Source organism: Nonlabens dokdonensis (genome assembly GCF_002162835.1).
In the GTDB taxonomy this organism is placed as follows: Bacteria; Bacteroidota; Bacteroidia; order Flavobacteriales; family Flavobacteriaceae; genus Nonlabens; species Nonlabens dokdonensis_B.
On record NZ_MAAX01000090.1, the window covers coordinates 1 to 18341 of the forward strand.

An 18341-nucleotide genomic window follows, 5' to 3' on the forward strand; every position below is an offset into this window, starting at 1 on the left:
ACAATTCCGCAAGTCATAAATGTAACTGGCGCCGTAGAACAACCTAAAGATGTAGACGATAATTCTATGCGAGTAGATGATAGCATACATCTCGTTGCAGAAGTATCAAATTCTAATCCATACTTAAACGAGGCGATAAGAGTAGTTTATAAAATATACGTAGCAAATCAAACAGGTGTTACTGGCTGGAACGAGCTGGATAGTCCTAAATATCGCGACTTCTGGTCTCAAAATATTGATAATAGAAATCAGCAAGTAAAAAACGGAACATACAATGGAGAACCTTACCGTTATCTAGTTTTGAGAGAAGCTATTCTATATCCACAAAAGACAGGTAAGCTAGAAATAGAACCGTTAACACTAGACGTACAAGTTCAAATCCCCACAAACAGAAGAGATTTTTTTGGTAGGCCTTATATGACTACTACTAGTAAAACGGTAAGTGCTGGAAAGCGAGAAATAACAGTTAAGAATTTACCAGTAGCAGGAAGACCAGCAAGTTTTACAGGAGCAGTAGGTGACTTTGATTTTAAAGTAGAAACTGACAAAGCACAACTGGATGCAGGAGAGAGCTTAACTGCCACTGTTACTGCGTCTGGATCAGGAAATTTAAAACTGATGGAGCTGCCTAAATTGAAAGCGCCACAAAGTCTAGAGGTATATGATCCAGCACGTGCTAATAAGGTAAGCACTAACATTTATGGAATGCGCGGTAGTATTACAGACAGTTATACTGTAGTGCCTCAATACGGTGGTAAATACATCATCCCACCAGTAGAGTTTTCTTATTTTGATCCCAAAAAAGAAGAGTACATAACAAAAAGTAGCGGCGAGATGCTGTTAATGGTAGAAGGAGATGCTCCTACTTCAACTAGTGCAACAGCTGCAAACAACGCTATAAATGGAGAAAGAAACGTTATCCAGAATAACGCGCAATTTGCGTTTATCAAGACCAATACAGAGTTGATAGATCAAGAAAAAACATACTTCTTTAATTCTACAACATATTGGTCCATATTAGGCGGGAGCTTTTTACTCATACCTCTCGTATTGCTGTTTAGGAAACAACAAGAAAAACGTAGCGCAGATGTTGTAGGGAATCGTGTAAGAACTGCAAATAAACTAAGTAAAAAATACTTGAGCACAGCAAAGAAAAACATAGGAAATCATGAGTTATTCTATGTTTCTCTTGAGAAGTCTTTGCACAATTATCTCAAATCAAAATTGCGTATTCAGACATCAGATATGTCTAAAGATAAAGTAGACCTTCTTCTTGCAGAGCGTGGAGCACAAACTGAAACTAGAAAAGGATTTGTAGAATTACTCGCGAGTTGTGAATTTGCCCGTTACACGCCATCATCTAATGCGACTATGAAAGAAGATTATGAAAAAGCAGGTCGCGTACTTAATGAAATTGATAAACAGTTAAAGAAGTAAAATGAAAAAGGTACTCACCATAATAGTTATACTCTTTGTTTATTTGTCAAACGCACAAGAGTCTTTTGAGAAAGCCGCTTTCGCGAAAGCGAACCAAGCATATACCTCTGAGAATTATGATCTAGCCATAGCTGGATATGAGCAAATTCTCAAAACCGGAAAACATAGCGCAGAAGTTTATTTCAATTTAGGAAATGCTTACTATAAAATTAATGCCATAGGACCAGCGATCTACAACTTTGAAAAAGCCTTACAGTTAGATCCAGAAAACACTGATGTGATAAACAATCTGAAGTTTGCAAACCAGATGAAAATTGACGCCATAGAAGATGCTCAAGTTGATGACCTAGAATCTAATTTTGCTAATTATATTCAAAAACTGAATGTAGATGAATGGGCATACTTCAGCATTATTATAGTTTTATTTACCATCTTAATGTGGATTCTTTATTTCTATGCGCAAACCGCAGGCAAGAAACGTTTGTTCTTCATTTTAAGCATTATAGGAATATTGATGGCAGTTACAAGTATAACTGCGGCATTTTATGTTAAAGACAGTGTAAACGACGAGCAATATGCCATTATTTTTACTGAAGAGTTCACCACAAAGGAAGAGCCTAAAGAAAATGCTGTTAATAGTTTTATACTGCATGAAGGAACTAAAGTTGAGGTTACTGAAGAATTCAATAACTGGGCACTTATTCAACTTTCTAATGGTAACAAAGCATGGATACCTTTAGATAAAATTAAAAAGTTATAACAACTAAAAGCTTAATAGGAGTCGAGAGTAAGCTTTATTAACAAACTCATTGATACCAAGCTGAATATTGTATAATTCGTTATACAAGTACAGAAACCCTAGGGAATTCATAAAATTAATGGCTTAAAAAAATGGTATCTTTGATTTCCAAACAAACTATATGGATCAGACCAAAAAAATTGCCGTAATAGGTGGTGGAAGCTGGGCGACAGCCATTGTAAAAATGCTCACTGAAAACCTAGAAACGGTTTACTGGTATATGCGTAGTGATTATGCTATAGAACATATTAAAAGAAACGATCATAACCCTAGTTACCTAAGCTCTGTAGAGTTTAAACCTCAACAATTACATCTTTCTAGTGATATCAATGAAATTATTGATCTAGCAGACTTGTGCATATTTGCTATTCCTAGCGCCTTTGTATATAAAGAATTAGAAAGTCTAACGGTAGATTTAAAAGATAAAATTGTTTTCAGTGCTATTAAAGGTATCGTACCAGAAACAGGTAAAATAGTCGGAGAGCACTTTCATGATGAATACGATCTTGATTTTAATAATATAGGTGTTCTTACTGGACCTTGTCACGCCGAAGAAGTTGCACTAGAAAGACTGTCTTATCTTACCATCGCTTGTGCAGATGAAGAGAAAGCAAAGTTTCTAGCCGAAAGAGTAAGTAGTGATTACATCAATTGTAAAATAAGTGACGACATCATCGGTACAGAGTATGCTGCAATGCTCAAAAATATATATGCAATTGCTGCAGGTATTGCTCACGGTTTAGGATACGGAGATAATTTTCAAAGTGTTTTAATGAGTAACGCCATAAGAGAAATGAAGCGTTTCATTAAAAAAGTGCACAAAATGAAGCGCAATATTAATGATAGCGCCTACTTAGGTGATTTACTAGTAACTGGTTATTCAGGATTCTCACGTAATAGAATGTTTGGTAACATGTTAGGTAAAGGATATACAGTAAGAAGTGCTCAGATGGAAATGAGTATGGTTGCTGAAGGTTACTACGCTACAAAAAGCGCCTATAAAATCAATGAAGAAAAGGGAGCTAAAACACCTATTCTCGATGCGGTTTACAGCATCTTATATGGTGATAAAAATCCGAAAAAGGTATTTAAAAAACTAGCTGAAAAGCTGGATTAAAATTTCAAAAAAGATATGTCAAATATTGCAAGAAGCTTCGGGATGGATGAGGCTTTAAAACAACTAGGTATCAAAGATGTAAATCACGGTACTTCAACAGGTAATAACCACTTTGGTAGTGGAGAAGAAATTGCTTCTTACTCACCAGTAGATGGTCAACTGATAGGTAAAGTAACAACCACTACCCAAGCAGACTATGATCAGGTAATGGAAAAAGCTCAAGCAGCTTTTATAGAATGGAGAGCTATGCCTGCTCCACAGCGAGGAGAAATCGTAAGACAATTTGGTAACAAATTAAGAGACCTTAAAGAACCTTTAGGGAAACTCGTTTCTTATGAAATGGGTAAATCTTATCAAGAAGGTCTTGGAGAAGTTCAAGAAATGATTGACATCTGTGATTTTGCAGTAGGTTTATCTAGACAGCTTAATGGACAGGTAATCCCATCTGAACGTCCAGGACACGTTATGAGAGAACAATGGCATCCTATAGGAATTGTGGGAATCATATCTGCATTTAATTTCCCTGTGGCTGTTTGGGCTTGGAATACAGCTTTGGCCTGGATTTGTGGAGACGTATGTGTATGGAAAGGATCTGAAAAAGCGCCTTTATGTACCGTTGCTTGTCAAAACATTATAGCAGCAATTTTAAAGGAAAATAATTTACCAGAAGGTATTTCTAGTATCATTAATGGAGACTACAAAGTAGGTGAAATGATGACTACAGACTCTAGAATTCCATTAGTTTCTGCTACAGGATCTACTAGAATGGGAAGAATAGTAGGTGCAACAGTTGCACAACGTTTTGGAAAATCATTACTAGAGTTAGGAGGAAATAATGCGATCATTATCACACCTACTGCAGACTTAAAAGTAGTTGTTCCTGGTGCTGTTTTTGGTGCTGTAGGAACTTGTGGACAGCGTTGTACATCTACTAGAAGATTGATTATACACGAATCTGTTTATGATAAGGTACGTGATGCTATTGTAGGTGCATATGGTCAGTTAACTATAGGGAATCCTCTAGATGAAAAGAATCATATAGGTCCATTAATAGATAAAGATTCAGTAAACACCTATCTAGCAGCAATTGAAAAAGCAAAGGCCGAAGGTGGAAATGTACTTGTTGATGGTGGTGTTCTTGAAGGTGAAGGATATGAAAGCGGTTGTTATGTAAAACCTGCTATTATTGAAGCAGAGAATCATTTTGAAATCGTTCAGCACGAAACTTTTGCACCTATTTTATACTTAATGAAATACTCTGGCGATGTAGAAAATGCTATCGCAAAACAAAATGGCGTAGCACAAGGGTTGTCAAGTGCTATTATGACTAATGAGATGAAGGAAGCAGAGAAATTTTTATCATTTGCAGGATCAGATTGTGGGATTGCAAATGTAAATATAGGAACTAGTGGTGCTGAGATAGGTGGTGCTTTCGGTGGTGAAAAAGAAACCGGTGGTGGACGCGAGTCTGGATCTGATGCTTGGAAAGTATATATGAGAAGACAAACGAACACCGTAAACTACTCTGACGAGTTACCACTTGCGCAAGGAATTAAGTTTGACTTAGATTAGTTAGAATGAATGATTTAATTACTGACTATCAACCAGGATTATTTTTTTATTTAATAATTACTGAAGTAATAGTAATACCGGTATATCTTTCATTCAAATATCTTAACAAAAAGAAGAAACCTTAATTAGGTTATATCCAAAACCGCTTTAGAAATAAGGCGGTTTTTTATTGCCGCATAAAATTTGGGTATAAACACCCATTGATTTAGGTTATTACATGATCTATTATTGAAGTATTCAAATAAAACTATTATATCTTTAAACAATGAGAAAACTCAGAAACCCAGAAACCCAACAACCCAACAACCCAACAACCCAACAACCCAACAACCCAACAATTTAAGTGGTCAAATTCCTATCTAATACTACTTTTTGCAAGTATTTTTATTTTTAACAGTTGTGAGCGAGATCTGGTTATGGAGCAGGAGGAAACTAACAGCAACTCAACAGAAAGCTCGATAGTTGTAAACAAAATGTCTAAAGAGCAATTATTATCCAATCGTGAGTTGAAAAAATCATTATCTGAAATTAAGTCTCCATCAGAAAACCAACTTCATACGGTTTACGACAGTCTCAACCAGTTATATATTGATGACTCTTTTGCAACTCAAATTATAAGTGGCGATTATGAAAGCTACAATATTCCAGCGTACAAGATAAATCAAGATTCTACAGTATTATACAATGTGTTTTTAGAAAAACAATTAGATAGCACTTATAGTTCTTATTTAATCACCTATGAGTATGATCAAGTCCCTGATTCAAGTACAAATATTGATCCTATTAATATAATTAGAGAATCAATATCATTAAATTATCAAATTAATACTGATGAACCTTCTTGCCAATTTAGTAATAGAACGTGCAATTGTTATGACTGGCTTACTATAACTAATGGTGATGGTGAATCTTATATAAGGATGCAATACCGAGGAGATTGCCCAGAAAACCTAGATGACGGTGACAGCGCCAGCGGTGGCGGAACAGGACCTGGCTCTAGTGGACCACCATCTTCAAATGAACCTGTTGACACAAATCCTGGAGGCTCAGATGCTGGCAACGACCAAGGTAGTAATGGCGGCACAAGTGATGGAAATGCTACCGTCGGCGGTACTGACAGTGATTGCCCACAGTCTAAAGTTCCTTCTTTAGGTGATGGAAGATGTGGATCGCTTTCTAAGCCTATCATTGGCGATGAACAATTAATTACTATAGATGGGCCAGATGTAGAAATTACTGATATAGCAGCTTATCTAGCTGTTTTTGATATTTCATCATCAGCAGTAATTACGATTCAAGTTGATCAACCAATACCAAATTCAAGTGAACCTTTTGTCGTTGATGGATTAAACGTAGATGTTGGTCACTCTTTTCTGACCATCCAACAGGGATCCAAAGTTAGAAGCTTCGGATTTTATCCAGATGGAATAAGCAAACCTACAGCGCCAACTGAATCAGGTATTTTTGGTAATGATCAAGCTCATGAAATTGATGTAAATGTTAATTTGAACGCCACAGCATCTGAATTAAGCAGAATTATCACATTAGCAATACAATATAGCAACGAGGACTATAATTTAAACAATCAGAATTGTACTGATTTTGTTTTGGGCGCTTCAAATATATTAAGTCTAGACTTTGGAGATGCTGGCGGTACGTGGTTACTTGGTGGAGGATCAAATCCAGGAGCTTTAGGACAAGTTCTCAGAAGTCAAATCAACTCAGGTAACCTAAATGGTAGTACTTCAACTGGAACTAGTCCATTAAATTCAAATTAATATTATGAAATATTTTATTTTTATTTTACTTATCAATTCTTGTGTCAGTCAAAATGACAATCAAGATCAAAAAACAATAGCAAAAAACTTTGCTTTTGATTTATATTTCACAGAAAAAAACTATGAGGATCTATTAGGAGAGTATACCGTTTTAACCAAAGATGAGATTATCAAAGGTGGTGATTACCTAAAACAAATCTTTAATATGTATAGAGAATCAAGTAAAGACAAAACCGTGCGTGATAAGGATGAGTTGAAAATAGAAAAATATGAAGTAGAGAAACATAAGAATATTGTTCATTATGAAATGGATTCAAATTGTGACTATTATATATGTTTTATTGAAGGTAAAGCATTAGGAACAATGATTTTCAACAAACAAAATAAAATTGTTTCTTTCTTTCCAGAACTCCATAAACCAACATCAAAAGCAATTAAACCAGCATTTCTAAAAAATATAGTTAACAGTTATCAAGAGTACTTAGAGAAACAAAAATAACTTTTATGTTGAAAATTAACGACTTTAGTTTTGGACTTTTGATATCACAGATAGTATTTTTTCTAATCTTATTACTTATTTTATTTTTAGTATATAAGATTCTCAAAAAGATTAAATAATTGACTTCAAGATTTACACATTAAGAAAAGAGATTTTATTTTATATATTTTATAGGAGCATCTTTTTTATACATTCTAGAAGTGCTATGTATGTTTAAATATTTGAGAAAAAGTAAAATTTAATGCTCTCTATATTTTTATCATATCAGCTGACAGGTTTTTACGAACCGCTTTAGCAATAAAGCGGTTTTTTTGTATAAATAATTATTACAATGATTCAAAGGTGCGGACTTAAGTCCGCACCTTTGAATATATTTATTCCTCCAAAATCAACTTCAGTACCTTTAAATAATCCTCTTGATTATTCACAAAATCAAGGTCCGTGACATCGATGACTTTTACCTTCAACTCTTGCTGTGATCTTATGAAATCGGCATAACCTTGTTGTATTTGAGAAAGATAACTGGCCTCAATATTTTTCTCATAATCGCGACCGCGTTTTTTGATGTTTTCTAACAATCGGTCTTCTGTTTGATATAGGTAAACGTATAAATCTGGCTTGACCAGTTCTTTATACATCATATTAAACAGTCGCTTGTATAAAGAAAATTCTTCCTTATTTAAGGTGATTTCACTAAATATCAATGATTTGATCACATAATAATCGGCAACGGTAAATTCTTTAAAAAGATCTTGCTGTGCCACATCATCACTTAGCTGCTGGTAACGATCGGCAAGAAAAGACATTTCTAACGGGAAAGAATACCGCTCTTTATCTTCATAGAAAAGCGGCAAAAAAGGATTGTCTGCAAAACGTTCTAGTACTTTTTTGGCATTAAAATCTTCAGATAACTTATGTGTTAAACTAGTTTTTCCACTTCCTATATTTCCCTCGACAGCAATAAAATTCAGGTTTTGGATGGGATACCGCTTTCGCGAAAGCGGAATTTCAAAATCCATTATTCTTTCTAACGGTGCTAAGTTGCTAGAAAGTTCTACCATACTTTTACCCAAAACTGGATGAACAATTTTATAAGCAATATCTACGAGCGGTTGCATCACAAAATTGCGTTCCTGCATTCTAGGATGCGGAACTTGTAAGTGACTTGTGTCAATTATTTCATCATTAAATAAAACGATATCTAAATCAATCACTCGATCTTCATACGTATCGCCGGTGCGAGGTTTACGACCCATTTCTCGCTCAATTTCTTGAAGAATAGCGATCGTTTCTTGTGCATTTTTACGACTATGTACCAGAATACAAGTGTTTAAGAAATCGCCGCCTGTAAATCCAGCAGCAGGAACTTCATAAACACCAGCAGTTTTAATCACAAGACCTAGTCGCTGCTCGATGTAACGAGATGCGTCCCGTAAATGCTGCTTTCTATCGCCCAGATTACTACCTAAGGCTATGAAGATCTTATGGTTATGAAATAGTGAGATGCTCTTAATTTTTGCAGCAAATTAAGGAATAATGACCAACTCTTAAACTACTTTTACTACTTATTATGAAGACACTTACAGGTTCTAAATTACGTCTAGCAAATCGCATTTATCTAGTGCTTGCGGCATTATTTATATGCTCACTGGTAGTTTCTAACCTTATTTTCCAGAAGTTTTTTTATTGGAATCCTTTTGGATGGTTCAAATTTGAAATTTCAGTAGGGTTATTACCTTATCCTATCACTTTTCTAGTAACCGATTTGGTCAGTGAAATCTACGGTCGTCGTAAGGCAAATGATCTCGTACTTGCAGGAATCTTTGCATCGGTATTTAGTCTAGGAATTATAGCCGTGGCAGATGTTGCTCCTGCTATAGAAGCCAGTCCTATTCAGGATGCGTTGTTTACTAAGGTTTTTGGCGCAACAACTATTGCCGTTATTGCGAGTATGAGTGCGTATTTATTTGCACAGTTTATAGACATACAGATTTATCATTTTTGGAAAAGACTGACTAACGGTAAGATGCTCTGGTTACGCAACAACTTCAGCACGATATTTTCACAGTTTGTTGATACTTTATGTGTTTTATTATTGTTATGTTTCAACAACATTATACCGTGGGAAAATTTTAAATCACTATTAATAGCAGGGTTTTTGTTTAAAATGCTCGTCGCTTTGATTGATACACCATTGTTATATGGAGGCGTTTATCTCTTCAGGCGCCTTTTTAGATTAGAAGTAGGAGAAGAAATTGAAATAGATTAGAAAAAATACAATGAAAAAAATATTCAAGATATTAGGAATTACTGTGCTGGCTGTTATCATTTTGATCGTGGCGGCACCTTTTTTCTTTAAAGATCAAATCGCACAGATCATTAAAGATAAACTCAACGCCTCGATGGATGCCCAAATAGATTTTGCCGAGGTGGATTTAAGCCTTTTCAGAGCTTTTCCAGATGCACGATTGAGTATCGATGGTGTCTCTATAATTAATAAGGAGCCCTTTGCTGGCGATACACTTTTTTACGGGAAAGAGGTAAAACTGGATTTACCGATAGGCGATCTTTTCAATAGTGCAAGCGATCCTATTCATGTTAATGAATTGATCGTTAATGGAGCAACAAGCAGACTAACAGTAGATGAAAATGGTAATTCCAGTTGGGATATTGCAAAGGAGTCCGCTTCCGCGAAAGCGAGTCCAGAACAAACCCCAGAAACAAATACTGGTTTCTCGTTTGACTTAAAACACTACGAGATTAATGATTCTGAACTTACGTATGAAGATAAAAGTTCTGAAATGAAGTTTGCTTTATCAGAAATGAAACACTCTGGTAATGGAGATTTTTCTTTAGGAGAAAGTACGCTAGAAACCTATACAGAAGCACTAGTTTTTTATACGATGGATGATATTAATTATTTATCTGGTCAAAAGGTAAAACTGGATGCAGCAATTCTTATGGATCTAGAAAATCAAAAATATACATTTCAAGAAAACAAGGCTTTTGTAAATGATCTGGAATTGAAATTAGATGGTTTTGTACAGTTAGAAGATGCCTACACCATGGTAGATCTTACCTTTGACACACCATCATCAGATTTTAAAAACTTCTTTGCCGTAATTCCAGAGACGTATCGTAAGAACCTAGAAGGCATCACAACTACTGGAGATTTTACAGTAAACGGAATGATCAAAGGAGAAGTAGATGATACACGCATTCCTAAAATGGATATCAAAATAAAATCTAATAATGCCTCTTTTAAATATCCTGATTTACCTAAAACGGTAACTAACATCAATATCGATGCACGACTTAAGAATGATACAGGTAATGTAGATGACACCTACTTTAATGTGGCGCAAACTTCATTTAACATAGGTAGTGATAGACTAAGTGGTAATGCGATGATCACAAATCTTACTACAAATATGAATATTGATTTGAGCGCTTACGGTAATTTAGATTTTCAAAACCTCGCACAAGCCTTTCCGTTACCTGAAGGTATGAAACTCGATGGTAAACTAGCATTAGACATCGCTACTAAATTTGATATGGAAAGTATCGAAAAAGAGAGGTACGAGCGTATCAATGCCAAGGGAACAGCCAGTTTAACAGAGTTTCAATATGAAGGTGATGCGCTGACAAAGCCATTAGTTATTAATAGTGCCAAAATAGACATGACTACTTCTAGAATTAAACTAGCAGACTTTGATGCAAAAACAGGAAATACAGATTTAAAAGCAAGCGGTACGATAAATAACCTAATAGGGTTCTTGCTTCAAGATCAAGATCTTAAAGGAACTTTTAATGTAAGATCAAACACCTTAGAAGCTGCAGACTTTATGACTGCCACAGAGGTTGCTCCTGCTCAAAAGACAAATGAAACAACACAAAAATCTACTGCTGCAATTACCGAAGAGGCGATCAAAATTCCAGCTTTCCTAGATGCCAATTTAGATTTTCAAGCAACTAATGTTTTGTACGATGGATTACAACTTAAAAATGTAAGTGGTGTCGCTTTAGTAAGGGACGAGACTTTAACCCTTAATAATATTACAACAGATATTTTTGATGGTAACATAGGCGTGAACGGTTCTGTTTCTACAAAAGGTGCTACGCCAGTATTCAATATGGCGCTAGACATGAAAAATCTGGACATTGCACAGTCTTTTGAAGGTTTTGATATGTTCAGCTCGTTTGTACCAATTTTGAAAACGCTTCAAGGTAAAATTAATACGGATATCACGCTGTCTGGATCTCTCAATAACGAACTATCTCCTATTCTGAGTACTCTGGCTGGTGACGCTATCGCACAATTACTTACTAAGGATGTGAATGCCACAAATAATCCTTTATTAGGTAAACTAGACGAGAAATTGAACTTTATAGATTTAGATAAATTTGATGTATCAGATATCACAACAAAGCTTAATTTTAAAGATGGTGCTGTACAAGTTTCACCGTTTGACTTTAATATTAAGGGTATAAAGGCAACAGCAAGTGGTAAACATAGTCTTACTAATGAGATGGATTACACACTGGCATTAGATGTTCCAGCAAAATACTTTGGTAAGGAAGGTGCTAGTTTACTATCAAAACTTGAAGCAAAAGATGTCGAAAGTATTTCGGTTCCTGTTCCTGTTAAATTTGGTGGTTCATTTTTGAGTCCTACAATAGATTTAAACCTTGATCTTGCGGTAAAAAACCTTACCAATCAAATCATTGAAATTCAAAAAGAAAGATTAAAAGATAAGGGTGAAGACGCCTTAAATAATGCAGTGAATGATATAATAAGCGGTAATAATCCTTTAGGAGGGATCAAAGATATTATTAAAGGTAACGGTAGCTCTCAAGACTCAACAGCAACTACTCCTAAAGACCCTACTAAGCCTGTAGATTCTACCGCAACATCTAGCGATTCTCAGGATAAAGTGAAGGAAGCTGCTGGTAATTTGATCAAGGATTTGTTTGGTAAGAAGAAGAAAAAAGTGGTTGATAGTACGAAGACGAAAGGAACTCTCTAAAATTAAATACAATAGATTATGTTTAAAATTGTTATCTTAGATAAATAACCTAATTTGATGTTTTCAAGTCAACTAAAACTTTTTTTATTCATTTTTTTAAGTTTTCTTATTTTTGGATGTTCCGAAGATGAGGTAGAAGAGACATGCAAATTCAGTGATCCTACTTATTCTTTTACTGCTGAAGAAGAGGAATTGAGAATTTCTTATCCTTATTTTGAAGGACAAATTATTAAATATAAGAGTAATAATAATGAAGTGCTGACATTTAAGGTGTCAGAAGTTGCAGATTGTGCAAGAGGTTACTACACTGGTAGTCCAGGTTTTTTTACAAATGGCAGAGGTAGTTTAAGACACACTTTTGATAGTCAGGTAATAAGAATGATATTGATTGAGCATGACACTTCGCGTTACGGATATCGAAACCAAATGCATTATTACGTAAATAAGAGTCATTCATCATTTAAAAGGTCTCTAAATTTTCCACTATGGAATCTTTATGTAGGTCGATTTGGACTTTCTGGAAGTCAAAATCCAGCTAATCTCTTTTTAAGAGATGGCGAATTCACTGACATTGGTTCAATGCAAGTTGACAATGTTCTTTTTAATAATGTTATTAAGTTTGATTCTGGTTCTAATCAAATCAGAGAGCCAAATTCAATTTATGCAAATTTATCTAGTAAGATTAATACTCTTTACTTCGCAGAAGATTTTGGAGTAATACGTTTTGATGAAGTGAACGGAACCGTGTGGGAAGTTGAATATACAGAGGTAAATTAAAATTATTTTTAAACCTTCTCACTCAAATATTTCCAGTACCTTTTAGGAACATGTTGTAAATGCAACTTCATGTTTTTACGAGACTTGATATTGGTACTTTTGAAATATTGATTCCATAAATCTTTATAGTTGTTCTCGCTTTCGCGAAAGCTACCAGAAACAACTACTTCTTCACCTTTTTCAGAAACTGTAGTGTTTAAAATGCCTCGCTGGCTTTTAGGTTTATCAAATTCAATTTGCACTTCTTGAACTGAGTTGAGATCATAACTAATTCCAAAATCACGTTTGAGATCATAAATCACCCATTTCTGGTCGGCATAGCGGTTTTTAAAATGACTAGCTATAAGTGGCAGTACGTTGAAGTCTGGCTCCACATTTGCATAATAAATTTCTTCATCGATCATATGAAAACGTACAAAAGCCTCCATACGGTGCTTTTCACGCCCCACCATTTTTGCTGCCTGTGTAATCTTTAAAACAGTTGTGTTTCCATAGTCGCCACTTGGTGCTTTTTGGTTTTCAAAAGTGATTTTTAAAAATTCGTAGATGGTATTTTCTATTCCGATGATCTCACTTAAAAAAGCTCTATAGATTTGTTTAGAATCATTTTTACTACATAATGAGGTAAATCGTTTCCATACACGTTCTGCCTTTTCTGCATCGGTAATAACATCCATAGTACCACCAAAAAGATCTTTCTGTTCCTGCGATGCTTTTGCGATAATAGGCAGCTTTACTTTATGATCGTAAATAATGAAAATAGCAGTCATTAATCCATTAAAACTACCATCGTATAACAGAGTAAGTGTCATGAGAAAAGGCTTAATTGATTACTAAAGTTCTTATGGTATTTGCTGGTAGAATTGATCATGATTAGGTCCTTAATTTTTGAACTAGTCAGATCTCGAGATTCAAACTCTCTAGAGTCACAGGTTATAAAATACTTAGACCTATTCATAGAGATACCTATGGCTTTTAAATGTTCCCAGTTCAGTTTTCTATATCGTCTAGCGCTCAATATTTTTCCAACTGATTTCATTCCTATACCAGGAACGCGAGCCAGCATGCGCTTATCGGCCCGATTAATATCTATAGGAAATTGATCTAGATTGCGCAGCGCCCATGAAAGTTTTGGGTCTATATCCATATCTAAATTTTGATGCGTATCATTAAGGATCTCTCTCACATCAAAACCATAAAAACGTAGCAACCAGTCCGTTTGATACAGTCTATTTTCTCGCATCATAGGTACTTCTGTTCCTATCGCTGGCAAACGCGAATCTTCTGCCACAGGAATATAACCAGAATAATACACGCGCTTCATAGAAAACTTGTTGTAAAAAAAGTTTGCACTATACATAATATCACGATCACTTTCTCCGGTTGCGCCTACGATCATTTGGGTACTTTGACCTGCCGGTGCATAAATAGGCGTGCTTTTAATCAGCTTCTTTTCTGACTTATAAATCTGAATCGACTTTTGCACTGCTTTCATAGGCTGGATAAAGTCTTTGTGATCTTTATCTGGCGCGAGTAATTTCAGTCCTGCTTTTGTGGGAATCTCGATATTTACAGATAAACGATCTGCATAGAGTCCAGCTTCTTGCATTAATTCATCGCTTGCTCCAGGAATAGATTTCAAGTGGATATATCCATTAAAATTCTCTTCTTCACGTAGTTTTTTGGCTACTCGTATCAAACGTTCCATTGTTGCGTCTGGACTTTTGAAAATTCCAGAACTAAGAAACAAGCCTTCTATATAATTACGCCTATAAAAATTAATCGTCAGGTCTACTACCTCTTGAACTGTAAATGCCGCACGTTTGATATCGTTAGACTTCCTAGTCACACAATACGCACAGTCAAAGATGCAAACGTTAGTCAGCAAGATTTTAAGCAGTGACACACAACGACCATCTTCTGTATAAGAATGACATATTCCCATACCGCTAGAGTCGCCTAGACCTTTATTCTTATTCGTTTTTTTACTACCACTGCTGCTACAACTTACATCATATTTTGCAGCATCAGCCAGTATTTCTAATTTCTCTTTTATTCTCTCGTAGTTCATATTCATCATCCGCGCAGGCGGATGTCTCATTAAATTAAGCACCTACACCAGATGCAAATCACTTTCCTTGTCATGCCGCTGCATAGCGGCATCGGCTAGTTTTATCTTAGAGCTTATTAACCTGGCTTACTCGATTTTCTTCCTCCACCAGGTTGATGAATCGCTCCAGTTTCAAGCGATAATTCTGGGTGGCGTCTACCATTTCCATTTCCCATACGTCTATCTCGCAAACTGGTTTGTTTATCGAGTCGCTGCATCGTTTGTGGATTTTCCTCTGCATAGCGAGGATCTTGAATGTAATCTGCTTTTTTCATGTCTTGTACCTCTATTGAATAGAAATCAAATTCTTCTACTACCTTTCCATAAATCATGTAAATACCGCTTCCGCGAAAAGTAATTTTTGCAGCCACCGGTGGAAACATAACCGTATCAAAAAACTCACCGCGATGGTCTAGAAATGTGCCGAATTGCATGCGCTTTCCTTTGGCAGTATTGGTAGTTTTGATATTCACCACATAACCATAAATCAAAATCATCTTATTATTATAATCCATCATTTCTTTACGACCTAGCTGGTTCTTAGGCGGCTCTGTCAATAAATCAAAATGAGAACATAATGGAAAGCCTAACAATTCAAATTGCTCAAAAGCCAGTTCTTCCTTTGTTGTAGCGAGTTTTGGGATTTCTACATGTCTGTGATTTGGTACAAAAAGTTTGCTTTGCAATACTTTTTTAGGTGTTTTATCCAGCTTATAATGCGCTTGCCACAACAGCTCATACCGATCGGTATTTGTGAATCTGAAGGCGTCAATTCGTATCAAAATAGAAAGCTGCTCGATACTAATAAGTACACGATTAATAAAATCTTCTAATGATAAAAACCACCCATTTCTATCACGCTCTTCTACAATCCTGAGAATGGTACGACGCTCTAATTCTTTTAAATAACTCAGTGCGATATAAATAGTTTTACCCTTTATAATGCAGGCAAGATCACTGTTATTAATACATGGCGCTTCTATAATACCACCACACATTCTAGCCTCATGAACATATAATTCTGGTTTATAAAAACCACCGCCATTGTTAAGTGTTGCGGTCATGTATTCTAGCGGGAAATATCGTTTTAAATACAAACTCTGGTAACTTTCTACGGCGTAGGATGCAGAGTGACCTTTCGCGAAAGCGTAACCAGCAAAACTTTTGATCTGGTTCCATATTTCTCTAGACTCTTCTGGATCATAACCTTCTTTTAAACAGTTATTAAAATAATTATCCTCTACTTTTTGAAACTCTTCTCGAGAACGGTACTTACCACTCATCCCACGACGCAATACATCTGCCTCGCCAAGATCCAGCTTTGCATAATTATGAGCGACCTTGATCACATCTTCTTGATACACCATGATACCATAGGTTTCTGGCATAATACTTTGCATGATAGGATGTGCCTCTTTGCGCTTTTCTGGATAGCGCGTGCGTAGAATAAACTCGCGCATCATCCCACTTTGTGCGACACCAGGACGTATCACCGAGCTGGCAGCAACCAGGCCTATATAGTCGTCTGTAGCAAGTTTACTAAGCAACATTCTCATAGCTGGCGACTCGATATAAAAACAACCGATGCACTTTGCTTGTGAGATCATTTTATTGATGCTCTCATCTTTCATGAACTTTTTCACGTCGTTATGAACGTCCATAATCTGTGCATCTGGTTGATTGTATTTTACAATCTCTATCGCATCACGTATTTTTCCTAGACCACGCTGCGCGAGAATGTCAAATTTGTGAATCCCAGCGTCCTCAGCAATATGCATGTCAAATTGTACCGTACGGTAACCTTTAGGCGGCAAACTGGTAGCACTGTAGCAATGAATAGGCTTATCGGTAATGAGAATCCCGCCAGCGTGAATACTGGTATAATTAGGCATTTCATGAATGAGGTTGCTGTATTTAAGTACCAGATCATGCATTTGATCTTTTTCATGCGCTCGCAACTGACCGCTGGTGAGTTTATCAATTTCTTCTTTAGGAAGTCCAAACACCTTTCCTAACTCACGCATCACAGCACGCACTTGAAACGTATTGTAAGTAGCGAGTAACGCTACATTATCAAATCGGTCAAATATAAACCTAGTAATATCTTCCCGATCATCCCAAGAGAAATCAATATCAAAATCTGGTGGACTCGTTCTATAATCATTGATAAACCGCTCAAAATATAAATCCAGATCAATAGGATCTACTTCTGTAATACGCAGTAGATAAGCAAGAATACTATTTGCTCCACTACCACGACCTACATAAAAATAACCTTGCTCACGAGCGTAAGCACAAATTTGCCAATTGATCAAAAAGTAAGCAACAAAGCCTTTTTTATGGACGATTCCTAACTCCTTTTCTATACGCGCATAGACGTCTTTTTTATCCTCAACTTCTGCATAGCGATGCTCGACTCCTTCATAGGCAAGTCTTTTAAGCTCTTTAAAATCGGCAGCCTCATCTGTAGTAAATACACGTTGATTTTCATTGAGTTGTGCATTCTCAAAATTAAAATTAATCGAACATTGCTCAAGTAATTTATTAGTATTCTCAATAATATGAGGATAGGCTTCAAAAGCTTTTTCTAATTGTTCTACCGGAATCATTTGATGTTCCATTTTACCTTGTTGCTCTTCTGGCAACTGGCTTAATAAAATGTTGAGATCGATACAACGCAGCAAACGATGTGCGTTAAAATCACGCTTGTTTCTGAAAGTGGTAGTCTGAAGAACGACTAGTTTATCCTCCATTTTTACATACTCTGTAAAAGGAAGCTTGCGCAAACTTGTTAAGGAAATTCCTATGTATTCGCTTTCGCGAAAGCGAGATACCTTCAATTCTTTAATACGTTCTAGTGGATAGATCACAAATGCGTTCTCAAATGCAGGCGCACGATCTGGTAATGGTATTTTATTTTCTAAGTAGTGCGATAAAAACTCATTCAGCTCTTGAAAACCTTTGTTGTTTTTTGCAATTCCTACATACAATTGTTGATGTTCATTTCTAAAATCAATACCTATCACGCCATGTAGCTTATGTTTTGTACAAAGTCTTATAAAGTTGAGACAAGCGCTAGTGTTATTAATATCAGTAAGCACAATGGTTTTCAACCCATTTTGTTGTGCCAGCAGGAGCAGCTCTTTCTCATCATAAGTGCCGTAGCGTAAAGAATAATATGTATGATTGTTTAAATACAAATGGTTTGTGAGTTTGTGAGTTTGT

The 18341-nt window shown here is 35.8% G+C and carries 13 protein-coding genes; 9 read left to right on the plus strand and 4 right to left on the minus strand.

What is annotated here, in order from left to right; translation table 11 throughout:
* The 6 genes from A9Q93_RS05585 to A9Q93_RS05610 all read left to right on the plus strand — a co-directional run.
* A partial coding sequence (locus A9Q93_RS05585; RefSeq protein WP_303686395.1) for a BatD family protein occupies window positions 1-1437 on the plus strand: 1437 nt, incomplete at its 5' end.
* 1 nt (window position 1438) lies between these two features.
* Window positions 1439-2197, plus strand: coding sequence for a tetratricopeptide repeat protein (locus A9Q93_RS05590; RefSeq protein WP_303686396.1), 759 nt, complete (start codon window positions 1439-1441; stop codon window positions 2195-2197).
* A gap of 160 nt (window positions 2198-2357) precedes the next feature.
* Window positions 2358-3353, plus strand: a complete 996-nt coding sequence (locus A9Q93_RS05595) for an NAD(P)H-dependent glycerol-3-phosphate dehydrogenase (RefSeq protein WP_303686397.1) — start codon at window positions 2358-2360, stop codon at window positions 3351-3353.
* A 15-nt stretch (window positions 3354-3368) separates the two neighbouring features.
* Window positions 3369-4925: an aldehyde dehydrogenase family protein gene (locus A9Q93_RS05600; protein ID WP_303686398.1), complete on the plus strand. Its 1557-nt coding sequence runs from the start codon at window positions 3369-3371 to the stop codon at window positions 4923-4925.
* A 473-nt stretch (window positions 4926-5398) separates the two neighbouring features.
* Complete coding sequence (locus tag A9Q93_RS05605; protein WP_303686399.1) at window positions 5399-6703, plus strand: hypothetical protein; 1305 nt, start codon at window positions 5399-5401, stop codon at window positions 6701-6703.
* Between the two features lie 4 nt (window positions 6704-6707).
* Window positions 6708-7202, plus strand: a complete 495-nt coding sequence (locus A9Q93_RS05610) for a hypothetical protein (RefSeq protein ID WP_303686400.1) — start codon at window positions 6708-6710, stop codon at window positions 7200-7202.
* Between the two features lie 374 nt (window positions 7203-7576).
* Here A9Q93_RS05610 and folK read toward each other — a convergent pair whose 3' ends face one another.
* Complete coding sequence (gene folK, locus A9Q93_RS05615) at window positions 7577-8707, minus strand: 2-amino-4-hydroxy-6-hydroxymethyldihydropteridine diphosphokinase (RefSeq protein WP_303686418.1); 1131 nt, start codon at window positions 8705-8707, stop codon at window positions 7577-7579.
* A gap of 65 nt (window positions 8708-8772) precedes the next feature.
* Here folK and A9Q93_RS05620 point away from each other — a divergent pair, with 65 nt between their 5' ends.
* Genes A9Q93_RS05620 through A9Q93_RS05630 form a run of 3 tightly spaced genes read left to right on the plus strand, consistent with a single transcriptional unit; the run spans window position 8773 to window position 13006 of the window.
* Window positions 8773-9471 (plus strand): queuosine precursor transporter, encoded by a 699-nt coding sequence (locus tag A9Q93_RS05620; protein WP_303686401.1) that lies wholly within the window; start codon window positions 8773-8775, stop codon window positions 9469-9471.
* A gap of 10 nt (window positions 9472-9481) precedes the next feature.
* Window positions 9482-12229 carry an AsmA-like C-terminal region-containing protein gene (locus A9Q93_RS05625; RefSeq protein ID WP_303686402.1) on the plus strand — a complete coding sequence of 916 codons (2748 nt, stop codon included), beginning with the start codon at window positions 9482-9484 and terminating at the stop codon, window positions 12227-12229.
* Between the two features lie 57 nt (window positions 12230-12286).
* Window positions 12287-13006, plus strand: a complete 720-nt coding sequence (locus A9Q93_RS05630) for a hypothetical protein (protein ID WP_303686403.1) — start codon at window positions 12287-12289, stop codon at window positions 13004-13006.
* Window positions 13007-13014: 8 nt separating this feature from the next.
* Here the strand turns inward: A9Q93_RS05630 and A9Q93_RS05635 are convergent, their stop codons facing one another.
* The 3 genes from A9Q93_RS05635 to A9Q93_RS05645 form a co-directional block, all read right to left on the minus strand.
* The gene (locus A9Q93_RS05635) at window positions 13015-13818 is read right to left on the minus strand and encodes a TIGR03915 family putative DNA repair protein (RefSeq protein ID WP_303686404.1); all 804 of its coding nucleotides are present in this window, start codon (window positions 13816-13818) and stop codon (window positions 13015-13017) included.
* On the minus strand, window positions 13815-15077 hold the full coding sequence (locus A9Q93_RS05640; protein WP_303686405.1) for a putative DNA modification/repair radical SAM protein: 1263 nt from the start codon (window positions 15075-15077) through the stop codon (window positions 13815-13817). Before A9Q93_RS05640 ends, A9Q93_RS05635 begins: the two co-directional genes overlap by 4 nt.
* Window positions 15078-15193: 116 nt before the next feature.
* On the minus strand, window positions 15194-18341 hold a 3148-nt coding region (locus tag A9Q93_RS05645; RefSeq protein WP_369674699.1), incomplete at its 5' end, for a DNA polymerase III subunit alpha.

Coding starts and splice junctions, on each gene's coding strand:
- A9Q93_RS05590 (WP_303686396.1), top strand. CDS start 1,439: ATGAAAAAGGTACTCACCATAATAGTTATACTCTTTGTTTATTTGTCA.
- A9Q93_RS05595 (WP_303686397.1), top strand. CDS start 2,358: ATGGATCAGACCAAAAAAATTGCCGTAATAGGTGGTGGAAGCTGGGCG.
- A9Q93_RS05600 (WP_303686398.1), top strand. CDS start 3,369: ATGTCAAATATTGCAAGAAGCTTCGGGATGGATGAGGCTTTAAAACAA.
- A9Q93_RS05605 (WP_303686399.1), top strand. CDS start 5,399: ATGTCTAAAGAGCAATTATTATCCAATCGTGAGTTGAAAAAATCATTA.
- A9Q93_RS05610 (WP_303686400.1), top strand. CDS start 6,708: ATGAAATATTTTATTTTTATTTTACTTATCAATTCTTGTGTCAGTCAA.
- A9Q93_RS05620 (WP_303686401.1), top strand. CDS start 8,773: ATGAAGACACTTACAGGTTCTAAATTACGTCTAGCAAATCGCATTTAT.
- A9Q93_RS05625 (WP_303686402.1), top strand. CDS start 9,482: ATGAAAAAAATATTCAAGATATTAGGAATTACTGTGCTGGCTGTTATC.
- A9Q93_RS05630 (WP_303686403.1), top strand. CDS start 12,287: ATGTTTTCAAGTCAACTAAAACTTTTTTTATTCATTTTTTTAAGTTTT.
- A9Q93_RS05635 (WP_303686404.1), bottom strand. CDS start 13,818: ATGACACTTACTCTGTTATACGATGGTAGTTTTAATGGATTAATGACT.
- A9Q93_RS05640 (WP_303686405.1), bottom strand. CDS start 15,077: ATGAACTACGAGAGAATAAAAGAGAAATTAGAAATACTGGCTGATGCT.